General features: G+C 66.5%; 14 protein-coding genes. 4 read left to right on the top strand and 10 right to left on the bottom strand.

Annotated elements, in window-relative coordinates; genetic code table 11:
* Positions 1-15: 15 nt before the first annotated feature.
* Positions 16-903, bottom strand: a complete 888-nt coding sequence (gluQRS, locus tag CTA01S_RS12320; protein WP_062195962.1) for a tRNA glutamyl-Q(34) synthetase GluQRS — start codon at positions 901-903, stop codon at positions 16-18.
* Entirely contained in the window at positions 900-1,889 is a 990-nt protein-coding gene (locus tag CTA01S_RS12315; RefSeq protein ID WP_062195960.1) for a LysR substrate-binding domain-containing protein, read from the bottom strand. The genes gluQRS and CTA01S_RS12315 overlap by 4 nt, the downstream gene beginning before the upstream one ends.
* Positions 1,890-2,002: 113 nt before the next feature.
* On the opposite strand from CTA01S_RS12315, the gene CTA01S_RS12310 reads away from it, so the two are divergent.
* Entirely contained in the window at positions 2,003-2,710 is a 708-nt protein-coding gene (locus CTA01S_RS12310) for a DUF599 domain-containing protein (protein WP_062195958.1), read from the top strand.
* Here CTA01S_RS12310 and CTA01S_RS12305 read toward each other — a convergent pair.
* Entirely contained in the window at positions 2,700-3,437 is a 738-nt protein-coding gene (locus CTA01S_RS12305; protein WP_062195955.1) for a sulfurtransferase, read from the bottom strand. The two genes, CTA01S_RS12310 and CTA01S_RS12305, sit on opposite strands and share 11 nt — an antisense overlap.
* A gap of 41 nt (positions 3,438-3,478) precedes the next feature.
* Between CTA01S_RS12305 and dnaE the strand changes: the two genes are divergently transcribed.
* The 3 genes from dnaE to CTA01S_RS12290 all read left to right on the top strand — a co-directional run bounded on the left by dnaE (position 3,479) and on the right by CTA01S_RS12290 (position 8,887).
* Positions 3,479-6,979, top strand: a complete 3,501-nt coding sequence (gene dnaE, locus CTA01S_RS12300; RefSeq protein WP_062195952.1) for a DNA polymerase III subunit alpha — start codon at positions 3,479-3,481, stop codon at positions 6,977-6,979.
* A 209-nt stretch (positions 6,980-7,188) separates the two neighbouring features.
* The gene (locus CTA01S_RS12295; protein ID WP_019560089.1) at positions 7,189-7,611 is read left to right on the top strand and encodes a hypothetical protein; all 423 of its coding nucleotides are present in this window, start codon (positions 7,189-7,191) and stop codon (positions 7,609-7,611) included.
* A 64-nt stretch (positions 7,612-7,675) separates the two neighbouring features.
* Entirely contained in the window at positions 7,676-8,887 is a 1,212-nt protein-coding gene (locus CTA01S_RS12290; protein WP_062195950.1) for a patatin-like phospholipase family protein, read from the top strand.
* Positions 8,888-8,907: 20 nt separating this feature from the next.
* Here the strand turns inward: CTA01S_RS12290 and CTA01S_RS12285 are convergent, their stop codons facing one another.
* The 7 genes from CTA01S_RS12285 to cmk all read right to left on the bottom strand — a co-directional run.
* A complete protein-coding gene (locus CTA01S_RS12285) occupies positions 8,908-9,201 on the bottom strand; it encodes a ComEA family DNA-binding protein (protein WP_169452416.1) in 294 nt (97 codons plus the stop codon).
* Positions 9,202-9,392: 191 nt separating this feature from the next.
* Entirely contained in the window at positions 9,393-10,151 is a 759-nt protein-coding gene (locus CTA01S_RS12280; protein WP_062195945.1) for a hypothetical protein, read from the bottom strand.
* Entirely contained in the window at positions 10,148-11,305 is a 1,158-nt protein-coding gene (gene lapB / locus CTA01S_RS12275) for a lipopolysaccharide assembly protein LapB (RefSeq protein WP_062195943.1), read from the bottom strand. The genes CTA01S_RS12280 and lapB overlap by 4 nt, the downstream gene beginning before the upstream one ends.
* Complete coding sequence (locus CTA01S_RS12270; RefSeq protein WP_062195941.1) at positions 11,295-11,618, bottom strand: lipopolysaccharide assembly protein LapA domain-containing protein; 324 nt, start codon at positions 11,616-11,618, stop codon at positions 11,295-11,297. Before CTA01S_RS12270 ends, lapB begins: the two co-directional genes overlap by 11 nt.
* Before the next feature lie 42 nt (positions 11,619-11,660).
* Positions 11,661-12,029: an integration host factor subunit beta gene (locus CTA01S_RS12265; protein WP_259370078.1), complete on the bottom strand. Its 369-nt coding sequence runs from the start codon at positions 12,027-12,029 to the stop codon at positions 11,661-11,663.
* A 90-nt stretch (positions 12,030-12,119) separates the two neighbouring features.
* On the bottom strand, positions 12,120-13,841 hold the full coding sequence (gene rpsA / locus CTA01S_RS12260; protein ID WP_019560082.1) for a 30S ribosomal protein S1: 1,722 nt from the start codon (positions 13,839-13,841) through the stop codon (positions 12,120-12,122).
* Between the two features lie 164 nt (positions 13,842-14,005).
* A partial coding sequence (cmk, locus tag CTA01S_RS12255; protein WP_062195939.1) for a (d)CMP kinase occupies positions 14,006-15,394 on the bottom strand: 1,389 nt, incomplete at its 5' end.

Raw genomic sequence — 15,394 nt, 5'->3', positions numbered from 1 at the left:
CTGCGCCGCAGTGTGTCACAGCCAGCGGGCGCGCCAGGCCTCCACCAGGGCGGCCAACAGGCTGGGCAGATCGCGTCCCTGGGCCGACAGGCCCAACACGCGGGCGGCGGCCCCCACTGCGGACAGAGGGTCGCTGGTGTCCAGCGCTCGAGCCCCGGTTTGCTTCGACAGCTTTTCCCCGCTGGGCCCCAGCACCAGCGGCGTGTGCAGGTAGCGCGGGGTGGGCAGACCCAGCAGGCGCTGCAAGTGGATTTGACGCGCCGTGTTGTCGGCCAGGTCCTCGCCGCGCACGACATGGGTGATGCCTTGCTCGCCATCGTCCACCACCACGGCCAGCTGATAGGCCCACAGGCCATCGGCCCGCTTGAGCACGAAGTCGCCCACCGCACGGCTCAGATCCTGATGATGGGGTCCCAGACGGCGGTCGGTCCAGTCGATCTGGACCCCCAGGCCACTGGCATGCACGGTGCGCAGCCGCCAGGCCCGTGGTGGTTTGCCTGCCAAACCGCCGCGGCAGGTGCCCGGGTAGACGCGCTCGCCATGGCGGGCATGCGCCAGGCCTTGCGCGGCCAAGGTCTGTTCGATCTCCTTGCGGCTGCAGCCGCAGGGATAGCACCAGCCAGCGGCTTTCAGCCGATCGAGCGCCTGCTCGTACAAGTGCTGGCGCCGAGATTGCCACACCGGCGGGGCATCGGGCACGAGGCCGCAGCGGGCGAGTTGCGCGAGGATGAGGTCATCGGCGCCAGGCACGCAGCGAGGCGCATCGATGTCCTCGATGCGCACCAGCCAGCGCCCGCCATGAGCACGGGCGTCGAGCCAGCTGGCCAAGGCGGCCACCAGGGATCCGGCATGCAAGGGGCCAGTGGGCGAGGGCGCAAAGCGCCCGACATAGGGCGCGCTCATGCGAGCATCGCCGCGCCGTGGTGGCGCTGCAGCAAGGCGCTGCGGGTGGCAGGCCGGTCCAGTTGCTCGAGCCACCAGCGCAGTCCCAGCCCTAGGCCCTGCCGGTTGGCGGGGTCGCAACCCAGGCCCGGCGGACAGCGCCAGGCGTAGTACATGGCCGGGGGATGGCGGGGGCGCGCCACGGCCTTGACCACCAGGCGGCCGGCCTGGACCTGCGGGCTCACCAGGCCGCGCGGCAGAAACCCACAGCCCAACCCGCGCAGAATGGCTTCCAGCTTGGCCGGCACGCTGGGGACGGTCAGCACATCCTGACCCGGCAACAGGTTGATCGTCATCGGGGCCAGACGCTGGGCCGTGTCGGCCACGGCAACAGCCCGATGGCGCTCCAACTGGGCATCGGTGATCGGCTCGGTGGCGCCGGCCAGCGGATGGTGCGGCGCCACGACGAAGTCCATCTCTATGCGTCCGAGCGGCAGCATGGCGATGCCGGCCACCGGTGCGGGCTCGCCGACCACGCCCAGGGCCAGGTCGGCTTGGCCCTGCACCAGGGCTTCCCAGGTGCCGGCCAGCACCTCGCTGCGCAGGCGCAGGCGCGGGCCCGGCCCCGCGGGGGGATTGATGGCGTAAAAGGCTTCACACAAGTCGAACACCGTCGGGCTCGACAAGATGCTGTCCACCACGATACTGAGCTGGGGCTCCCAGCCCGAAGCCACTCGGCGCACCCGGTGGGCCACGGCATCGATGGCTTGCAGCAAGCGTTGCCCCTCGGCCAACAGCTCTTGACCGGCCGGGGTGAGCTGAGCCTGGCGGGAGCGACGGTCGAACAGCAGCACGTCCAGCGCCTGTTCGAGCTGACGCACGCTGTAGGTCAATGCCGAGGGCACCTTGCCGAGCTCGCGTGCGGCCGCAGCAAAGCTGCCGCTGCGCGCGATCGCCTCGATCATGGCCAGCGCTTCGGGGGTCAGGGCATTGCGTCGGTCGTTCATCGACTCGGGTTCCAATGCTTGGAATGATGCCATCGAGGCGGCACGCACGCGCCGTTCATGCCCTGGGTCGGGCCGGGCAGTCGGTTGCCGCGCGCTGGGCTACAGTGCCGCCCATGAACGCCGTACTCGACATCATCACCTTGCTACCCTGGGCCGACTGGCTGGCCCTGGCCTGGTTCTTCGCGGCTTGGGTGGCCTATGCGCTGTTTGCTCGCCATCGGGGCCAAACGGAAATGACCGTGCTGGGGGTGACCAACCGGCTGCGCCGCCAATGGATGCTGCAGACCACCCATCGCGACGTGCGCGTGATCGATGGCATCGTGATCCAGAGCCTGTCCAGCAGCCCGTCATTTTTCGCATCCACCACCATCCTGATCATCGGCGGCTTGCTGGCCGTGCTGGGAACCAGCGAGAAGGCCACCGAGCTGGTGGCCGAGATTCCCTTTGCGGCGCGCACCTCGGTGCTGGTGTTCGACCTGAAGGTCTTGGTGCTCACGGGCGTGTTCGTGTTCGCGTTTTTTCGCTTCACCTGGTCGCTGCGTCAATACACCTTCGGGGCCTTGATGATCGCCTCGGCGCCCGACTATCGCGAGTTCGCCAAAGATGAAGCCGCACGCCAGGAGTTCGCGCAGCGGGCCGGTCGTGTCGTGGGGCTGGCGGCCGAAACCTTCAACGACGGTTTGCGGGCCTACTACATGGCGTTTGCACTGATCGGCTGGTTTTTCTCACCCCTGGTGTTTGCGGTGCTCACCGCCGGCGTGATCTGGGTCTTGTACCAGCGCGAATTCCGCTCCGACGTGCTGGCCGTGCTCAAGTCTTGAGGGGTTGCAGGTCCGCAGCCAGCACCTGGCGCTCGTCGAAGACGAAGCAGCCGCCGTGGAAATGGCGCGAGCCCATCAGCTCGAAGTATTTCAAAATGCCACCATCGAGCTGGTAGATGTGCTCCAGCCCGCACTCACGCAGGTAGAGCGCGGCTTTTTCGCAGCGAATACCGCCGGTACAAAAGCTGACCACCGTTTTGCCGACGAGCTCGTCTCGATGGGCCTGCAGCGCCTTGGGAAAGTCGCTGAACTTTGCCAGCCGCCAATCGATCGCCCCGTCGAACGTGCCGTGGTCCACCTCGAAGGCATTGCGGGTGTCCAGCGTCACCACCGGGCGCCCCTGGTCATCGTGGCCTGTCTCCAGCCAGCGAGCCAGCGTGGGGGCATCCACCGCTGGGGCGCGGCCTTGGTGCGGACGGATGGTGGGTTGGTTCATGCGGATGATTTCGCGCTTGACCTTCACCTTCAGCCGCCGGAAGGGCACGCCGTCCGACAGGCTTTCCTTGGGGTTCAGGTCTGCGAAGCGGTCGTCCGAGCGCAGCCATTGCACGAAGTCGCGCACGGCCTGCACGGGGCCGGCCAGAAAGAGGTTGATGCCCTCCTCGGCCAGCAGCACGGTGCCGCGCAGCCCCAGACCGCTGGCATGCGCGTGGATGCGCTCGCGCAGGCGCTGGCAGTCGTCCAACGCGACGAAGCGATAAGCCGAAATGTTCAGTATGGAGCTCACGGCGCCGGATTGTAGGCAGGCGGCTGCCTAAAATGACCCGCATGGCCTTCATCCACCTGCGCACCCACACCGAATACTCCGTCGTCGATGGCACTTTGCGCATCGATGACATGGTCCAGGCCGCCGTGTCCGATGGACAAGCCGCAGTCGCGATCACGGACTTGTCCAACCTCTTTGGCGCGATCAAGTTCTACAAAGCCGCCCGTGAGGCGGGTGTCAAACCCATCCTCGGGGCCGACGTGTGGATCGAGCCGCTGGCTGGCCTGGGTCATGATCGCCAGCCCAGCCGACTGTTGCTGCTGATCCAGAACCGTCAGGGCTATCTGAATCTGTGCGAGTTGCTGGCGCGCGGCTGGACCCGCAACGTGCAGCGCGCGCAGGCGTGGCTGCGCTGGGAGTGGCTGGAGTCCCTGGGCGAAGGGCTCATCGCGCTGTCCGGGGCCGACCAAGGCTTGGTCGGTCAGGCCTTGCTGGCTGGCGACCTGCCGCGCGCCAAAGCGGCTGCGCAACGTCTGGCTGCGCTGTTTCCCGCGCGCTTCTATCTGGAGCTGCAACGTGCCGGCTTGCCCGGCCATGAAGCCCATGTGCGTTCAGCAGTGCCTCTGGCAGCCGAGTTGGGACTGCCGGTGGTGGCCACCCATCCGGTGCAGTTCCTCAGCCCGGAGGATTTCGAGGCGCACGAAGCCCGCGTGTGCATCGCCGAAGGCGAAACGCTCACCAACCCAAGGCGCATCAAACGCTTCACGCGAGAGCAGTATTTCAAGACCCAGGCCGAGATGGAAGCCTTGTTCGCCGACATTCCCTCGGCGCTGGCCAACTCGGTGGAGATTGCCAAGCGTTGCAACCTGAGTTTGGTGCTGGGCAAGCCGCAGCTGCCCGACTTCCCCATCCCCGAGGGGCTGACGATGGCGCAGTACTTCCGGCAGGTCTCGCTCGCCGGACTGGAAGAACGGTTGGCCCACCTCTACCCGGATGAGACCGAGCGACAGCGGCAACGCCCGGCCTATGTGCAACGACTCGACTTCGAGATCGACACCATCTTGAAGATGGGTTTTCCGGGCTACTTTCTCATCGTGGCCGATTTCATCAACTGGGCCAAGAACAACGGCTGCCCGGTCGGTCCGGGGCGCGGCTCGGGGGCCGGGTCGCTGGTGGCCTATGCGTTGAAAATCACCGACCTCGACCCGCTGCGCTACAACCTGCTGTTCGAGCGCTTCCTGAACCCCGAACGTGTGTCGATGCCCGACTTCGACATCGACTTCTGCCAGGCCAACCGTGACCGCGTCATCGACTACGTGAAGGATCGCTACGGACGCGAGGCGGTCTCACAAATCGCCACCTTCGGCACCATGGCCGCCAAAGCTGCGCTGCGCGACGTGGGCCGCGTGCTGGGCATGGGCTACGGCCATGTGGACGGCATCGCCAAGCTCGTGCCGGCCCCGCCGGGCAAGACCGTCACGCTCAAGCGCCCTGGCGACAAGCCCGACCCGAACCTGATCTATGCCCGCAAGGAAGCGCCCGAGCTGGAAGAGCGCGAGAAGAACGAAGAAGAAGTGGCCGAACTGCTGGCCTTGGCCGAACGGGTCGAAGGCCTGGTGCGCAACATCGGCATGCATGCCGGCGGCGTGCTGATCGCCCCGGGCAAGATCACCGATTTTTGTCCGCTGTACATGCAGCCAGGCAGCGATGCGGCGGTGTCGCAATACGACAAAGACGATGTGGAAGCCATCGGTCTGGTCAAGTTCGACTTCCTGGGCCTGGCCACGCTGACCATCCTGGAGATGGCCAAGGAATTCATCGTCGCGCGCCATCCCGACCAGAAGGATTTCGATTTCGCCAAGATCCCGTTGGACGACAAGGCCGCCTACGAGCTGCTGTCCGAAGGCAAGACGGTGGCCGTGTTCCAGCTGGAATCGCGTGGCATGCAGGGCATGCTGCGTGATGCCAAGCCCAGCGTGTTCGAAGACATCATTGCGCTGGTGGCCTTGTACCGACCGGGGCCGATGGATCTCATCCCCTCGTTCTGCGCGCGCAAGCACGGGCGCGAGCCGGTGGAGTATCCCCACCCGCTGATGGAAAGCGTGCTCAAGGAGACCTACGGCATCATGGTCTACCAAGAGCAGGTGATGCAGGTGGCTCAGATCGTCGGCGGCTACTCGCTCGGTGGCGCCGACTTGCTGCGCCGTGCCATGGGCAAGAAAAAGCCCGAGGAGATGGCCAAACACCGCGTCATCTTCGCCGAGGGGGCGGCCAAGAACGGCATCGACGCGGCCAAGGCCAACGAGATTTTCGACTTGATGGAGAAGTTCGCCGGCTACGGCTTCAACAAGTCGCATGCTGCGGCCTACGCGCTGCTGGCCTATCACACCGCTTGGCTCAAAGTGCATTACCCGGCCGAGTTTTTCGCGGCCAACATGAGCGTGTCCATCGACGACACCGACAAGCTCAAAGTCTTCTTCGACGACGCGGTGCAGAACTTTGGCATCAGTTTCGAGATGCCTGATGTCAACACCGGCGTCTACCGCTTCGAGCCCATCGGGGATCGCCGCGTGCGCTATGGCCTGGGCGCCATCAAGGGCACGGGCCAAGGCGCCATCGAGGCCATCGTCCAGGCCCGGCAGGCCGGCGGGCGTTTCAAGAGCTTTTTCGATTTCTGCGCGCGCGTGGATCGGTCACGCATCAACAAGCGCGTGGTCGAGGCCCTCATCAAAGCCGGGGCCTTCGATGGCATCGAGCCCAACCGCGCCGCCTTGCTGGCCAGCGTGTCCCTGGGCTTCGAATATGCCGACACCCAGGCTGCCCATGCCGACCAAGGCGGCTTGTTCGACTTTGGCGACACCCATGGTTCGTCCATGCAGGAACCCGAGCTCGTGAATGTCGAGCCATGGAGCATCAAGGCGCGTCTGATGCACGAAAAGCCGGCCATCGGCTTTTATCTGTCGGGCCACCTGTTCGATGAATACGCCCCCGAAGTGCGCCGCTTCGTACGGCAACGCATCGCCGACGTGCAAGACAGCCGCGAGCCCCAATTGCTCGCGGGCATCGTCAGCGAGCTGCGCGTGGTCAACGGCCAGCGCGGCCGGGTGGCGATTTTCAAGCTCGACGACAAGACCGAGGTCATCGAGGCCGTGGTCAACGAGGAATTGCTCGAAGCCCACCGTGAATGGCTGCAGGACGACGAACTGCTCATCGTGCAAGGCAAGGTCCAGCCCGACCGTTTCTCCGGCGGGCTGCGCCTGAACGTGCAGCAGGTCTGGGATCTGGCGGCCGCGCGCTGCCGTTTCGGCCGCTACCTGCGCGTGGCCGTCAACGGTCAGGCCTTGCCCGTGCGTGAACTGCTACAAGCCCATCCACCGCGACGCCTGCTCACCGAACATGGCGAGCTGGTGCAAGGGCTGTCGGTGCGCCTGGCCGTGCACCGCCCGCGGGCCTATGGCGAGATCGACCTGGGCGATGCCGCGCGCTTCTATCCCACTGACGAAGCCCTCGAGCACTGGCGACGCGGAGCCCATGAAGGGCAGGCGAGCATCGTGTATGACTGAGCCCACGCCTCCACGCAGCCGCGGTGTTTGTAACCCTTTGTAAGGGTCGGCAGCTGCGCCCCGCGGTTTGGGCGACGGAGTGTCAGAAATTGATGCACATCTGGCAACGTTTCCCATTTTCGGGCCAACAATCCCGCTAGGATGAGAATTCCGTTCCATCAGGGAGCCTTGGGGGCGCTTCGGCCCCGGGCTTCAAGGAGTCGTTCCTCATGAAAGCACGTCCTGGCCTGGCGGCCGCCGTCCTGGCTGCCGCCCCTGTCTTGGCCGCAGCCGGCAGCACCAGCGTGGGGGTGTCGGTCAGCATCCACGAGCCGGGCTTCTACGGTCGCGTCGACATCGGTCATGGGCCGCCGCCGGCGGTGATTTATCCGCAACCGGTCCTCATTGCGCCGCCGGCCGTGGTGGTGCCTCAGCGGCCCATTTACCTGCGGGTGCCGCCGGGGCATGCGAAGCATTGGCACAAGCACTGCCACGAATACAACGCTTGCAGCACCCCGGTGTACTTCGTGAAGTACGACGAGGACCGTGAGCGCCGCTACTGGGAAGAGAAGAAGAAGCACAAGCACAAGGGCGGCCACGAGCACAAGGGCGGGCACGGCCGGCCCGACCACCCGGGGCGCGGCCGCGACTGAGTTCGCGCGGCGGACGCCGGGGCCTGCGTGCACGCGCGGCCCCGGCCGCCCTACACTGCGGTGCATGAGGTCAAGTTCCCTGGCCGGCCTCGTGCTGATGGGCGGTGGCGCCCGTGCGGCCTATCAAGTCGGCGTGCTGCAAGCCATGGCGGGCCTGCTGCAAGAACGCAACGCGGCTCGCCGCACTCCCTTTCCCATCGTGGTGGGCACCTCGGCCGGTGCCATCAATGCCAGCGCGCTGGCCTGCGGGGCGGCCGATTTCGTGGCTGCGGTCGAAGAGTTGGCCGCGGTGTGGTCGCAGCTGCGGGTCGAGCAGGTGTTTCGGGCCGATTCCCTCGGGGTCATTCGTAGCGGGGCGCGCTGGCTGACGCTGCTTTCGCTGGGCTGGTTGCTGACCCGCTGGTGGCGCCAGCGTCCCCGCAGCCTGCTGGACAACCGGCCGCTGGCCGCGCTGTTGCATCGCCGTCTGGACCTGCGTCGCATCGACTGGGCCTTGCGTCATCATCATTTGCATGCCCTGGCCGTGACGGCGTCGAGCTATTCCTCGGGCCAGCATGTCACCTTCTACCAGGCCTGCCGTCCGATCGAGCCCTGGTCCCGCTCGCAGCGCCTGGCCGAATCCACACGCCTGACGCACTCGCATCTGCTGGCCTCTGCGGCCATTCCCTTCGTCTTTCCGGCGGTGCCTTTGCAGGTGCAGGGGCAGCGGGAATACTTCGGCGATGGCTCAATGCGCCAGACCGCCCCCATCTCGCCGGCCGTGCACCTCGGGGCGCAGCGCATCCTCGTGATTGGCGCAGGGCGCCTGCAGGAGCCCCCGGGGCCGCGGGCCGTCTGTGGCGACTATCCTTCGCTGGCCCAGATCGCCGGCCATGCGCTGTCGAACATCTTTCTCGATGCGCTGGCGGTGGATGTGGAGCGCGCGCGCCGCATCAATCACACACTGTCCTTGCTCAGCCCCGAGGCCCGTGAGCGCACCAGCCTGCGTCCCTTGGACCTGCTGGTGATCGCTCCAAGCCAGCGCCTGGACGATCTGGCCGCCGGCCACGTGGCCGAGCTGCCCGCTCCGATCCGCGCCTTGCTGCGGGCCTTGGGCGTGCACAGCGATGGGCAGTCGCCAGGGGAAGGGGCGGCACTGGTCAGCTACCTATTGTTTGAACCGGGCTATGTGCACGCGCTGATGGAACTGGGCCGCCAGGACACACTGGCGCGTCGCGCCGAGGTGGAGCATTTCCTCGGGCTGGCGGGCGCGCAGGCCTCCGAGGCGGCGACTTGAACTCGGCCGTCGGGGGCAGATCAACGCGCGGCGGCCCGAGCCGGCGGGTCCAGCCGGCGCCCAAGGGCCTGATGTTGAGCCAGGCTCACGCCATTGACCGTCAGTCCTTGGGCCGACCACTGACGCGCCTTGCGCTCGCCCACGCCGGGCATGCGATCGATGAAGTCGTCCCAATCGCGAAACGGCGAGCGGCGCCGTTCCGTGACGATGCGCTCGGCCAACTTCGGGCCGATGCCCTTGACCGACTGCAAGCCGGTGGCATCGAGCCGGTTGACGTCGCCCACGGCATGGGCGCCAGGGGAAAGCAGGGTCAAGCAAAGCGCCATCAGCGCGCCAGTCCAGCCAGTGCGCATGCCATCCTCCCGAAGTGGTCGCCGCCGGTCCGTGCCGGCGCGTACCGGACAAAGTCTAAGGAGGGAAGACCTTGGCGTCTTCCCGCGAAAAGGGGGGGCACGCCAGGCGCAGCGAGTCTCTGGTGCGCGTCGCGCCGCGGGGGCAGGGCGGTTCACTCCCGCCAATGCTCGGCCACCCAGGGCGCGGGGCGGGCATAGCGGCGCCAGCGCCACGGGGTGCCGACGATCGCGTCAGGCGGGTTGATCGTGCCATGGAACACCAAGACCCGCGCATCGGCGGGCGCTTGCGGCTGGCGCCAATAGTTGCTGGGCCAGCGGGGCAGGCAATGGTACTTGTAGCTCGCGCACCACTGGCGCGGCCAATAGGCCAACAGGCCGCGCTCGTGCAGATAGGCCGAGAGATAGGCCTGTTCATTGCGGTAGCGGCGGCGGATGTCGGCCTGATGGGCGCGGAAGTGAGACAGCACCCCTCCCAGTTGGCCCAGCCGGAAACGGTACACCGAAGAGTTGCCCGTGATGCGCCAAGGGCGCTTCCAGTCGTGAATGATCAGGAACTCGCCGGGGTGCTCGAAGAAGGCATCGAGCGAACCGACGATCACCACATCGACATCCAGGAACAGGGCCGTGCCTCTCAGCCCGTACAGGTCCGGCTCGAAGGTGGTGAGCTTTTTCCAGCCGCGCTCGGGAATGCCTGCGGGCAGCGCCAGCTCCGGGATGGGGTGACATTCCACCTCGGTCCGCAGCCCCCGCGGGTCGTCGGTGAGGCAGACGAAGCGGAAATCCCCGCTCAGGTGACGGCGCACCATCCCATAGAGCCGGTTGACGTACTCAGGACCGTACTTCGTGCCCCACTTCATGCACAGGATCACGCGGTCCGAGTCGCGCGGGCTGGGGCGAGCGGGTTCAGTCATAGTTCATCGAGATGGCGCGGCGGGTAGCTGTCCCAGCTGTGGCAGCCGGGGCATTGCCAGAAGTAGTGCTGGGCCTCGAAGCCACACGCGGCGCAGCGGTAGCGTTGCAGCGGACGGGCGGTGGCGGCCAGCACTTTGTGCATCGACTGCAGCTCCTGCGGGCTCAAGACGTCTTGTCGGTGCAGGCATTCCTCCACCAGTCCGGCCGCGGCGCCCACCGATGCCTGACGCTCCAGATGCTCGGCCAGCCGCCGGCGCCGTGCCGCCGGATCGGCATCGAGTTGCAGCAGCGCGCGCAGCAGGGCCGTGCTGGGCTGCTGGTCGTACAGCGTCTGCAATCGGCGCAGTGCCTGCGGTGCTTGGCCGGCGGCCTGGGCGCTGGTGGCGTAAGCCTGGGCCACCAGCGCGAAACGCTCTGGCTGCACGGCCATCAGATCCCCCCAGGTGGCCAGGGCTTCCTCATGTCGCCCCTGGCGGGCCAGGCGCTCGCCTTGCATCACGATGGGCCGCGCCGCATGCGCGGCCGCTTGACGTGCGCGGGCCAGGGCCTGCTCGGCCGCGGCACTGTCTCCGCGCGCATCGGCTTCATGGGCCAGTTCGCAATGGTAGTGGGCGATGCGCTGCGCGAAGGAGCCCGTGGCGGCGGCCTCGAGCTTGGTGGCCGTCTCGATGGCGGCGGGCCAGTCCCGCGAGCGTTCGTACAGCGCCAGCAGCGCCAGCCGGGCTTCGGTGGCGAAGGCGGTGTTCTCGAGCGCCCGATAGGCTGCCTCGGCCCGATCGAACAGACCGGCTTTCATGAAATCCTGGGCCAAGGCGTATTGGGCGCGCTCGCGCTCGGCACGCGGCAAGTCCGCGCGGCTGAGCAAGTGTTCGTGCACGCGCACCGCGCGCTCGTATTCCCCCCGGCGACGGAAGAGATTGCCCAAGGCGAAATGCAGGTCCGTGGTGTCCGGATCGTGCTGGACGGCCTCGATGAAGGCATCGATGGCCTTGTCCTGCTGCTCATTGAGCAGCAGGTTCAGGCCCTTGAAATAGGCTTTGGGTGAGGATTGCTGCTCACGACGCCATTGGCGTAGATCCAGACGAGAGGCCAGCCAACCCAGGCCAAAGGCCAGGGGCAGCCCCAGCAGCAACCACTGGTAGTCAAATTCCATCGCGCGGCGGATGGTTCAGGCGCAGGCTCTCGGCCGTGGCCGACGAGTGGGCAGAAGGCGCCGCTGAGGCCGGCTCGGCAGCCACCGGACGCGAGGCCCGCGCTGCCCGGCGCTGGCGCCACCAACTCGGCACCATCGCCAGCACGCCGAACACGCAGCCCAGCACGAAGGCCGCAAGCACGACGAGCACCATCGGGGCGCGTGTCTCGTGGCCGAAAAACCATTTCAGTTCCACCTCGTGCTGGTTGTTGAGCGCGAAGGCGAACAGAACGAAGAAGAGGAAGGCTCGGAACAGCCAGGTCAGGGCTCGCATCGGCGAGATTCTATCGGCGCCGCAGCGGCCGCCGCCAAGGTCTCAAACGGCCGTGGACTCTTGGGGGGTGGGCGTATCCGGGGCGTCGATCGGCTGGCGGTCCACGGCCTCACGCAGGGCTTTGCCGGGCTTGAAGTGCGGCACGAGTTTTTCGGGGATCAGCACCTGCTCGCCCGAGCGCGGGTTGCGACCCATGCGCGGCGGGCGGCGGTTGATCGAGAAGCTGCCGAAGCCGCGGATCTCGATGCGGTGGCCGCGTGCCAGGGCCTCGGCCATGGCGTCGAGCATGGTCTTGACCGCAAACTCGGTGTCGCGATGGGTGAGCTGGCTGAAACGCTCGGCCAACTGGTTCACGAGATCGGATCGGGTCATGGTGCGCTCGTCCTGGGTGCACGGGCTCGAGGCTGGGATGAAGGGCAGCGATGCCGGCGGCCCCTCACCACAACCCCGCGGGGTTGCGTGCGGCGTCCTGGCGGGCCAGCCAGGACGCCGACCTTGGCATCAGCCGTTGTTGCTGTTTTGGGTGTCGAGCTTGGCCTTGAGCAGGGCGCCCAGGCTGGTCGTGCCGGCATTGCCGGCGCTCTCGGCCGACAGGCGCTGCAGCGCTTCTTGCTGCTCGGCGCTGTCCTTGGCCTTGATCGACAGCTGGATGCTGCGGGCCTTGCGGTCGACATTGATGATGAGCGCGGTGACTTCGTCGCCTTCCTTCAACACGTTGCGGGCGTCTTCCACACGGTCGCGGGAAATTTCCGAGGCCCGCAGGTAACCCACCACATCGTCGGCGAGCTGGATCTCGGCGCCGCGGGCGTCCACGCTCTTGACCGTGCCGGTGACGGTCGCACCACGGTCATGCACCGCGGTGTAGTTGCTGAACGGATCGGCATCGAGTTGCTTGATGCCCAGCGAAATGCGCTCGCGCTCCACGTCGATGGCCAGCACGACGGCTTCGACTTCCTGGCCTTTCTTGTAGTTGCGCACGGCGGTTTCGCCCGGCTCGTTCCACGACAGGTCGGACAGATGCACCAGCCCATCGATGCCGGAGGCCAGGCCGATGAAGACGCCAAAGTCGGTGATCGACTTGACAGGCCCCTTGACCTTGTCGCCACGCTTGTAATTCTGAGCAAACTCTTCCCAGGGATTGGGCTTGCACTGCTTCATGCCCAAGGAGATGCGACGCTTGTCCTCGTCGATCTCCAGGACCATGACCTCGACTTCGTCGCCCAGCGCGACGATCTTGCTGGGGGCGACGTTCTTGTTGGTCCAATCCATTTCGGAGACGTGCACCAGGCCTTCGATGCCCGGCTCGATCTCGACGAAGGCGCCGTAGTCGGCGATGTTGGTGATCTTGCCGAACAGGCGGGTGCCAGCCGGGTAGCGGCGCGCCACGCCCACCCAGGGATCGTCGCCCAATTGCTTCAGGCCCAGCGAGACACGGTTCTTCTCGGCGTCGAACTTCAGCACCTTGGCGCGCACTTCTTGGCCGACACTGACCACTTCGGACGGATGGCGCACACGACGCCAGGCCATGTCGGTGATGTGCAGCAGACCGTCGATGCCGCCCAGGTCGACGAAAGCGCCGTACTCGGTGATGTTCTTGACCACGCCATCGACGATGGCGCCTTCGTGCAAGGTCTCGAGCAGCTTGGCGCGTTCTTCGCCCATCGACGCCTCGATGACCGCGCGGCGGCTGAGCACCACGTTGTTGCGCTTGCGGTCGAGCTTGATGACCTTGAACTCCATCGTCTTGCCCTCGTACGGGCTCATGTCCTTGACCGGACGGGTGTCGATCAGGGAGCCCGGCAGGAAGGCGCGGATGCCGTTGACCAGCACGGTCAGGCCGCCCTTGACCTTGCCGGAGACGGTGCCCGTGACGAAGTCGCCCGACTCGAGGGCGCGCTCCAGCTGCAGCCAAGAGGCCAGACGCTTGGCCTTGTCGCGCGACAGAATGGTGTCGCCATAGCCGTTTTCGACGGCGTCGATGGCCACTGCCACGAAGTCGCCGACTTGGACTTCGAGTTCGCCTTGGTCGTTCTTGAATTCCTCGATGGGGATGTAAGCCTCGGACTTGAGCCCGGCGTTCACGACGACGAAGTTGTAGTCGATACGAACGACTTCGGCGGTGATCACTTCGCCAGCGCGCATTTCCGAGCGCTTGAGAGACTCTTCGAACAGAGCGGCGAAGGATTCCTGGCCTTGAGAGGCGGCAGCAGCGGTTTCAGACATGAAAAGATTCCTGGTGCCGACCTGCGACCGGCAAAGCGCGGCCGGGACGGCCGCGGGTTGGGTTGACGAATCCGGCCTTCCAGCGTGCCTGCACGGCACAGGAGGGAGAAAACCGGGCCCACCACCCTGGCCGGCTCGCAGGACCGGTCAGGGTTTTTGGCCGTTCACTTAAACGGCCGGCGCTGTGCCCACCACACCAACACCTGCTGCACCGAAGCCTCGATGGAAAGTGCTGAGTTGTCGAGCAACTGCGCATCTTGTGCAGGCCTCAATGGCGCTGTGCGGCGACTCTGGTCTCGCGCATCGCGCGCCTTCAAGTCCTGCAAAAGGGTATCAAGGTTAGCAGAAATTCCCTTGGAAATCAATTGCTTATGCCGTCGCTGGGCGCGTGTTTCGGCGCTGGCGGTGAGGAAGACCTTCAAGGTGGCATCCGGGAAAATCACGGTGCCCATGTCGCGGCCGTCGGCCACCAGGCCCGGCAGACGGCGAAACTCGAGTTGGCGCTGGCGCAGGGCGTCGCGCACGGCCGCATGGGCCGAGATCTGCGAGGCCAGGGCCCCGATGTCTTCGCGGCGCACGGCCTCGCTCACGTCACGGTCCCCCAGCCAGATGCGGCCCGGCTCGAAGCGCAGCGGCAACTGGGCGGCCAAGGCGGCCAGCGCGGCTTCGTCTTGCGCGTCCAGGCCGGCTTCCTGGGCCGCCAAGGCCGCGGCTCGGTACAGCGCGCCCGAGTCGAGCAGGTGATACCCCAGGGCTTTGGCCACTTCGGCGGCCAAAGTGCCCTTGCCCGAGGCGGTCGGGCCATCGATCGTCAGCACGGGGATGTCGGCCACCTCGGCGCGGGCCACGCTGAACAGCGTTTCGAAGTAATCGGGGAAGGTCTTGGCCACACAGCGCGGCTCCAGGATGCGCAAGGGCTGCGGCGCCGACAGGCCATCGATCAGACCATGGAAGGCCGCCAGCGAAAAGCACATGGCCACCCGGTGGTCGTCATAGGTGTGGATCGCCGCGGCACGCACTTGGCGCAGCGGGTACACCGTGAGGCTGTCGGCGGCCTCGATCACCTCGGCGCCAAGCTTGCGCAGCTCGGTGGCCATGGCGGCAATGCGGTCGGTTTCCTTCACGCGCCAGCTGGCGATGTTGCGCAAGGTGGACGGGCCATCGGCATACAAGGCCATGATGGCCAAGGTCATTGCCGCATCCGGGATGTGATTGCAGTCCAGGTCTATCGCTCGCAGCGGCCAGCGGCCGCGGTGGACTTCGAGCCAATTCGGGCCCTGTTGCACGACGGCCCCCATGGCCTGCGCGGCGTCGACGAAGCGAATGTCGCCTTGGATGGAGTGGGCTCCCACCCCTTCGATGCGCACGGGCGCCTGCGCAGAGGCCGCCAGCGCGCCCAGCGCGATGAAGTACGAGGCCGAGGAGGCGTCGGCCTCGACGTGGATCTCGCCAGGGGACCGATAGGTCGCCCCTTGGGCGATGGTGAAGGCGCGCCAGCCCTCACGCTGCACTTGCACGCCAAAGCGCGCCAGCAGCTGCAGCGTGATCTCGAT

The organism is Caldimonas taiwanensis NBRC 104434, assembly GCF_001592165.1.
Classification (GTDB): Bacteria; Pseudomonadota; Gammaproteobacteria; order Burkholderiales; family Burkholderiaceae_C; genus Caldimonas; species Caldimonas manganoxidans.
The sequence above is the reverse complement of the archived record's forward strand: the minus strand, read 5'-3'. Positions and strand labels throughout refer to the sequence as shown.

Excerpts from the sequence above, each read along its gene's own strand:
- CTA01S_RS12290 (WP_062195950.1), top strand. The coding sequence starts at position 7,676 with ATGAGGTCAAGTTCCCTGGCCGGCCTCGTGCTGATGGGCGGTGGCGCC.
- CTA01S_RS12315 (WP_062195960.1), bottom strand. The coding sequence starts at position 1,889 with ATGAACGACCGACGCAATGCCCTGACCCCCGAAGCGCTGGCCATGATC.
- CTA01S_RS12270 (WP_062195941.1), bottom strand. The coding sequence starts at position 11,618 with ATGCGAGCCCTGACCTGGCTGTTCCGAGCCTTCCTCTTCTTCGTTCTG.
- CTA01S_RS12280 (WP_062195945.1), bottom strand. The coding sequence starts at position 10,151 with ATGACTGAACCCGCTCGCCCCAGCCCGCGCGACTCGGACCGCGTGATC.
- CTA01S_RS12310 (WP_062195958.1), top strand. The coding sequence starts at position 2,003 with ATGAACGCCGTACTCGACATCATCACCTTGCTACCCTGGGCCGACTGG.
- CTA01S_RS12295 (WP_019560089.1), top strand. The coding sequence starts at position 7,189 with ATGAAAGCACGTCCTGGCCTGGCGGCCGCCGTCCTGGCTGCCGCCCCT.
- lapB (WP_062195943.1), bottom strand. The coding sequence starts at position 11,305 with ATGGAATTTGACTACCAGTGGTTGCTGCTGGGGCTGCCCCTGGCCTTT.
- dnaE (WP_062195952.1), top strand. The coding sequence starts at position 3,479 with ATGGCCTTCATCCACCTGCGCACCCACACCGAATACTCCGTCGTCGAT.
- rpsA (WP_019560082.1), bottom strand. The coding sequence starts at position 13,841 with ATGTCTGAAACCGCTGCTGCCGCCTCTCAAGGCCAGGAATCCTTCGCC.
- gluQRS (WP_062195962.1), bottom strand. The coding sequence starts at position 903 with ATGAGCGCGCCCTATGTCGGGCGCTTTGCGCCCTCGCCCACTGGCCCC.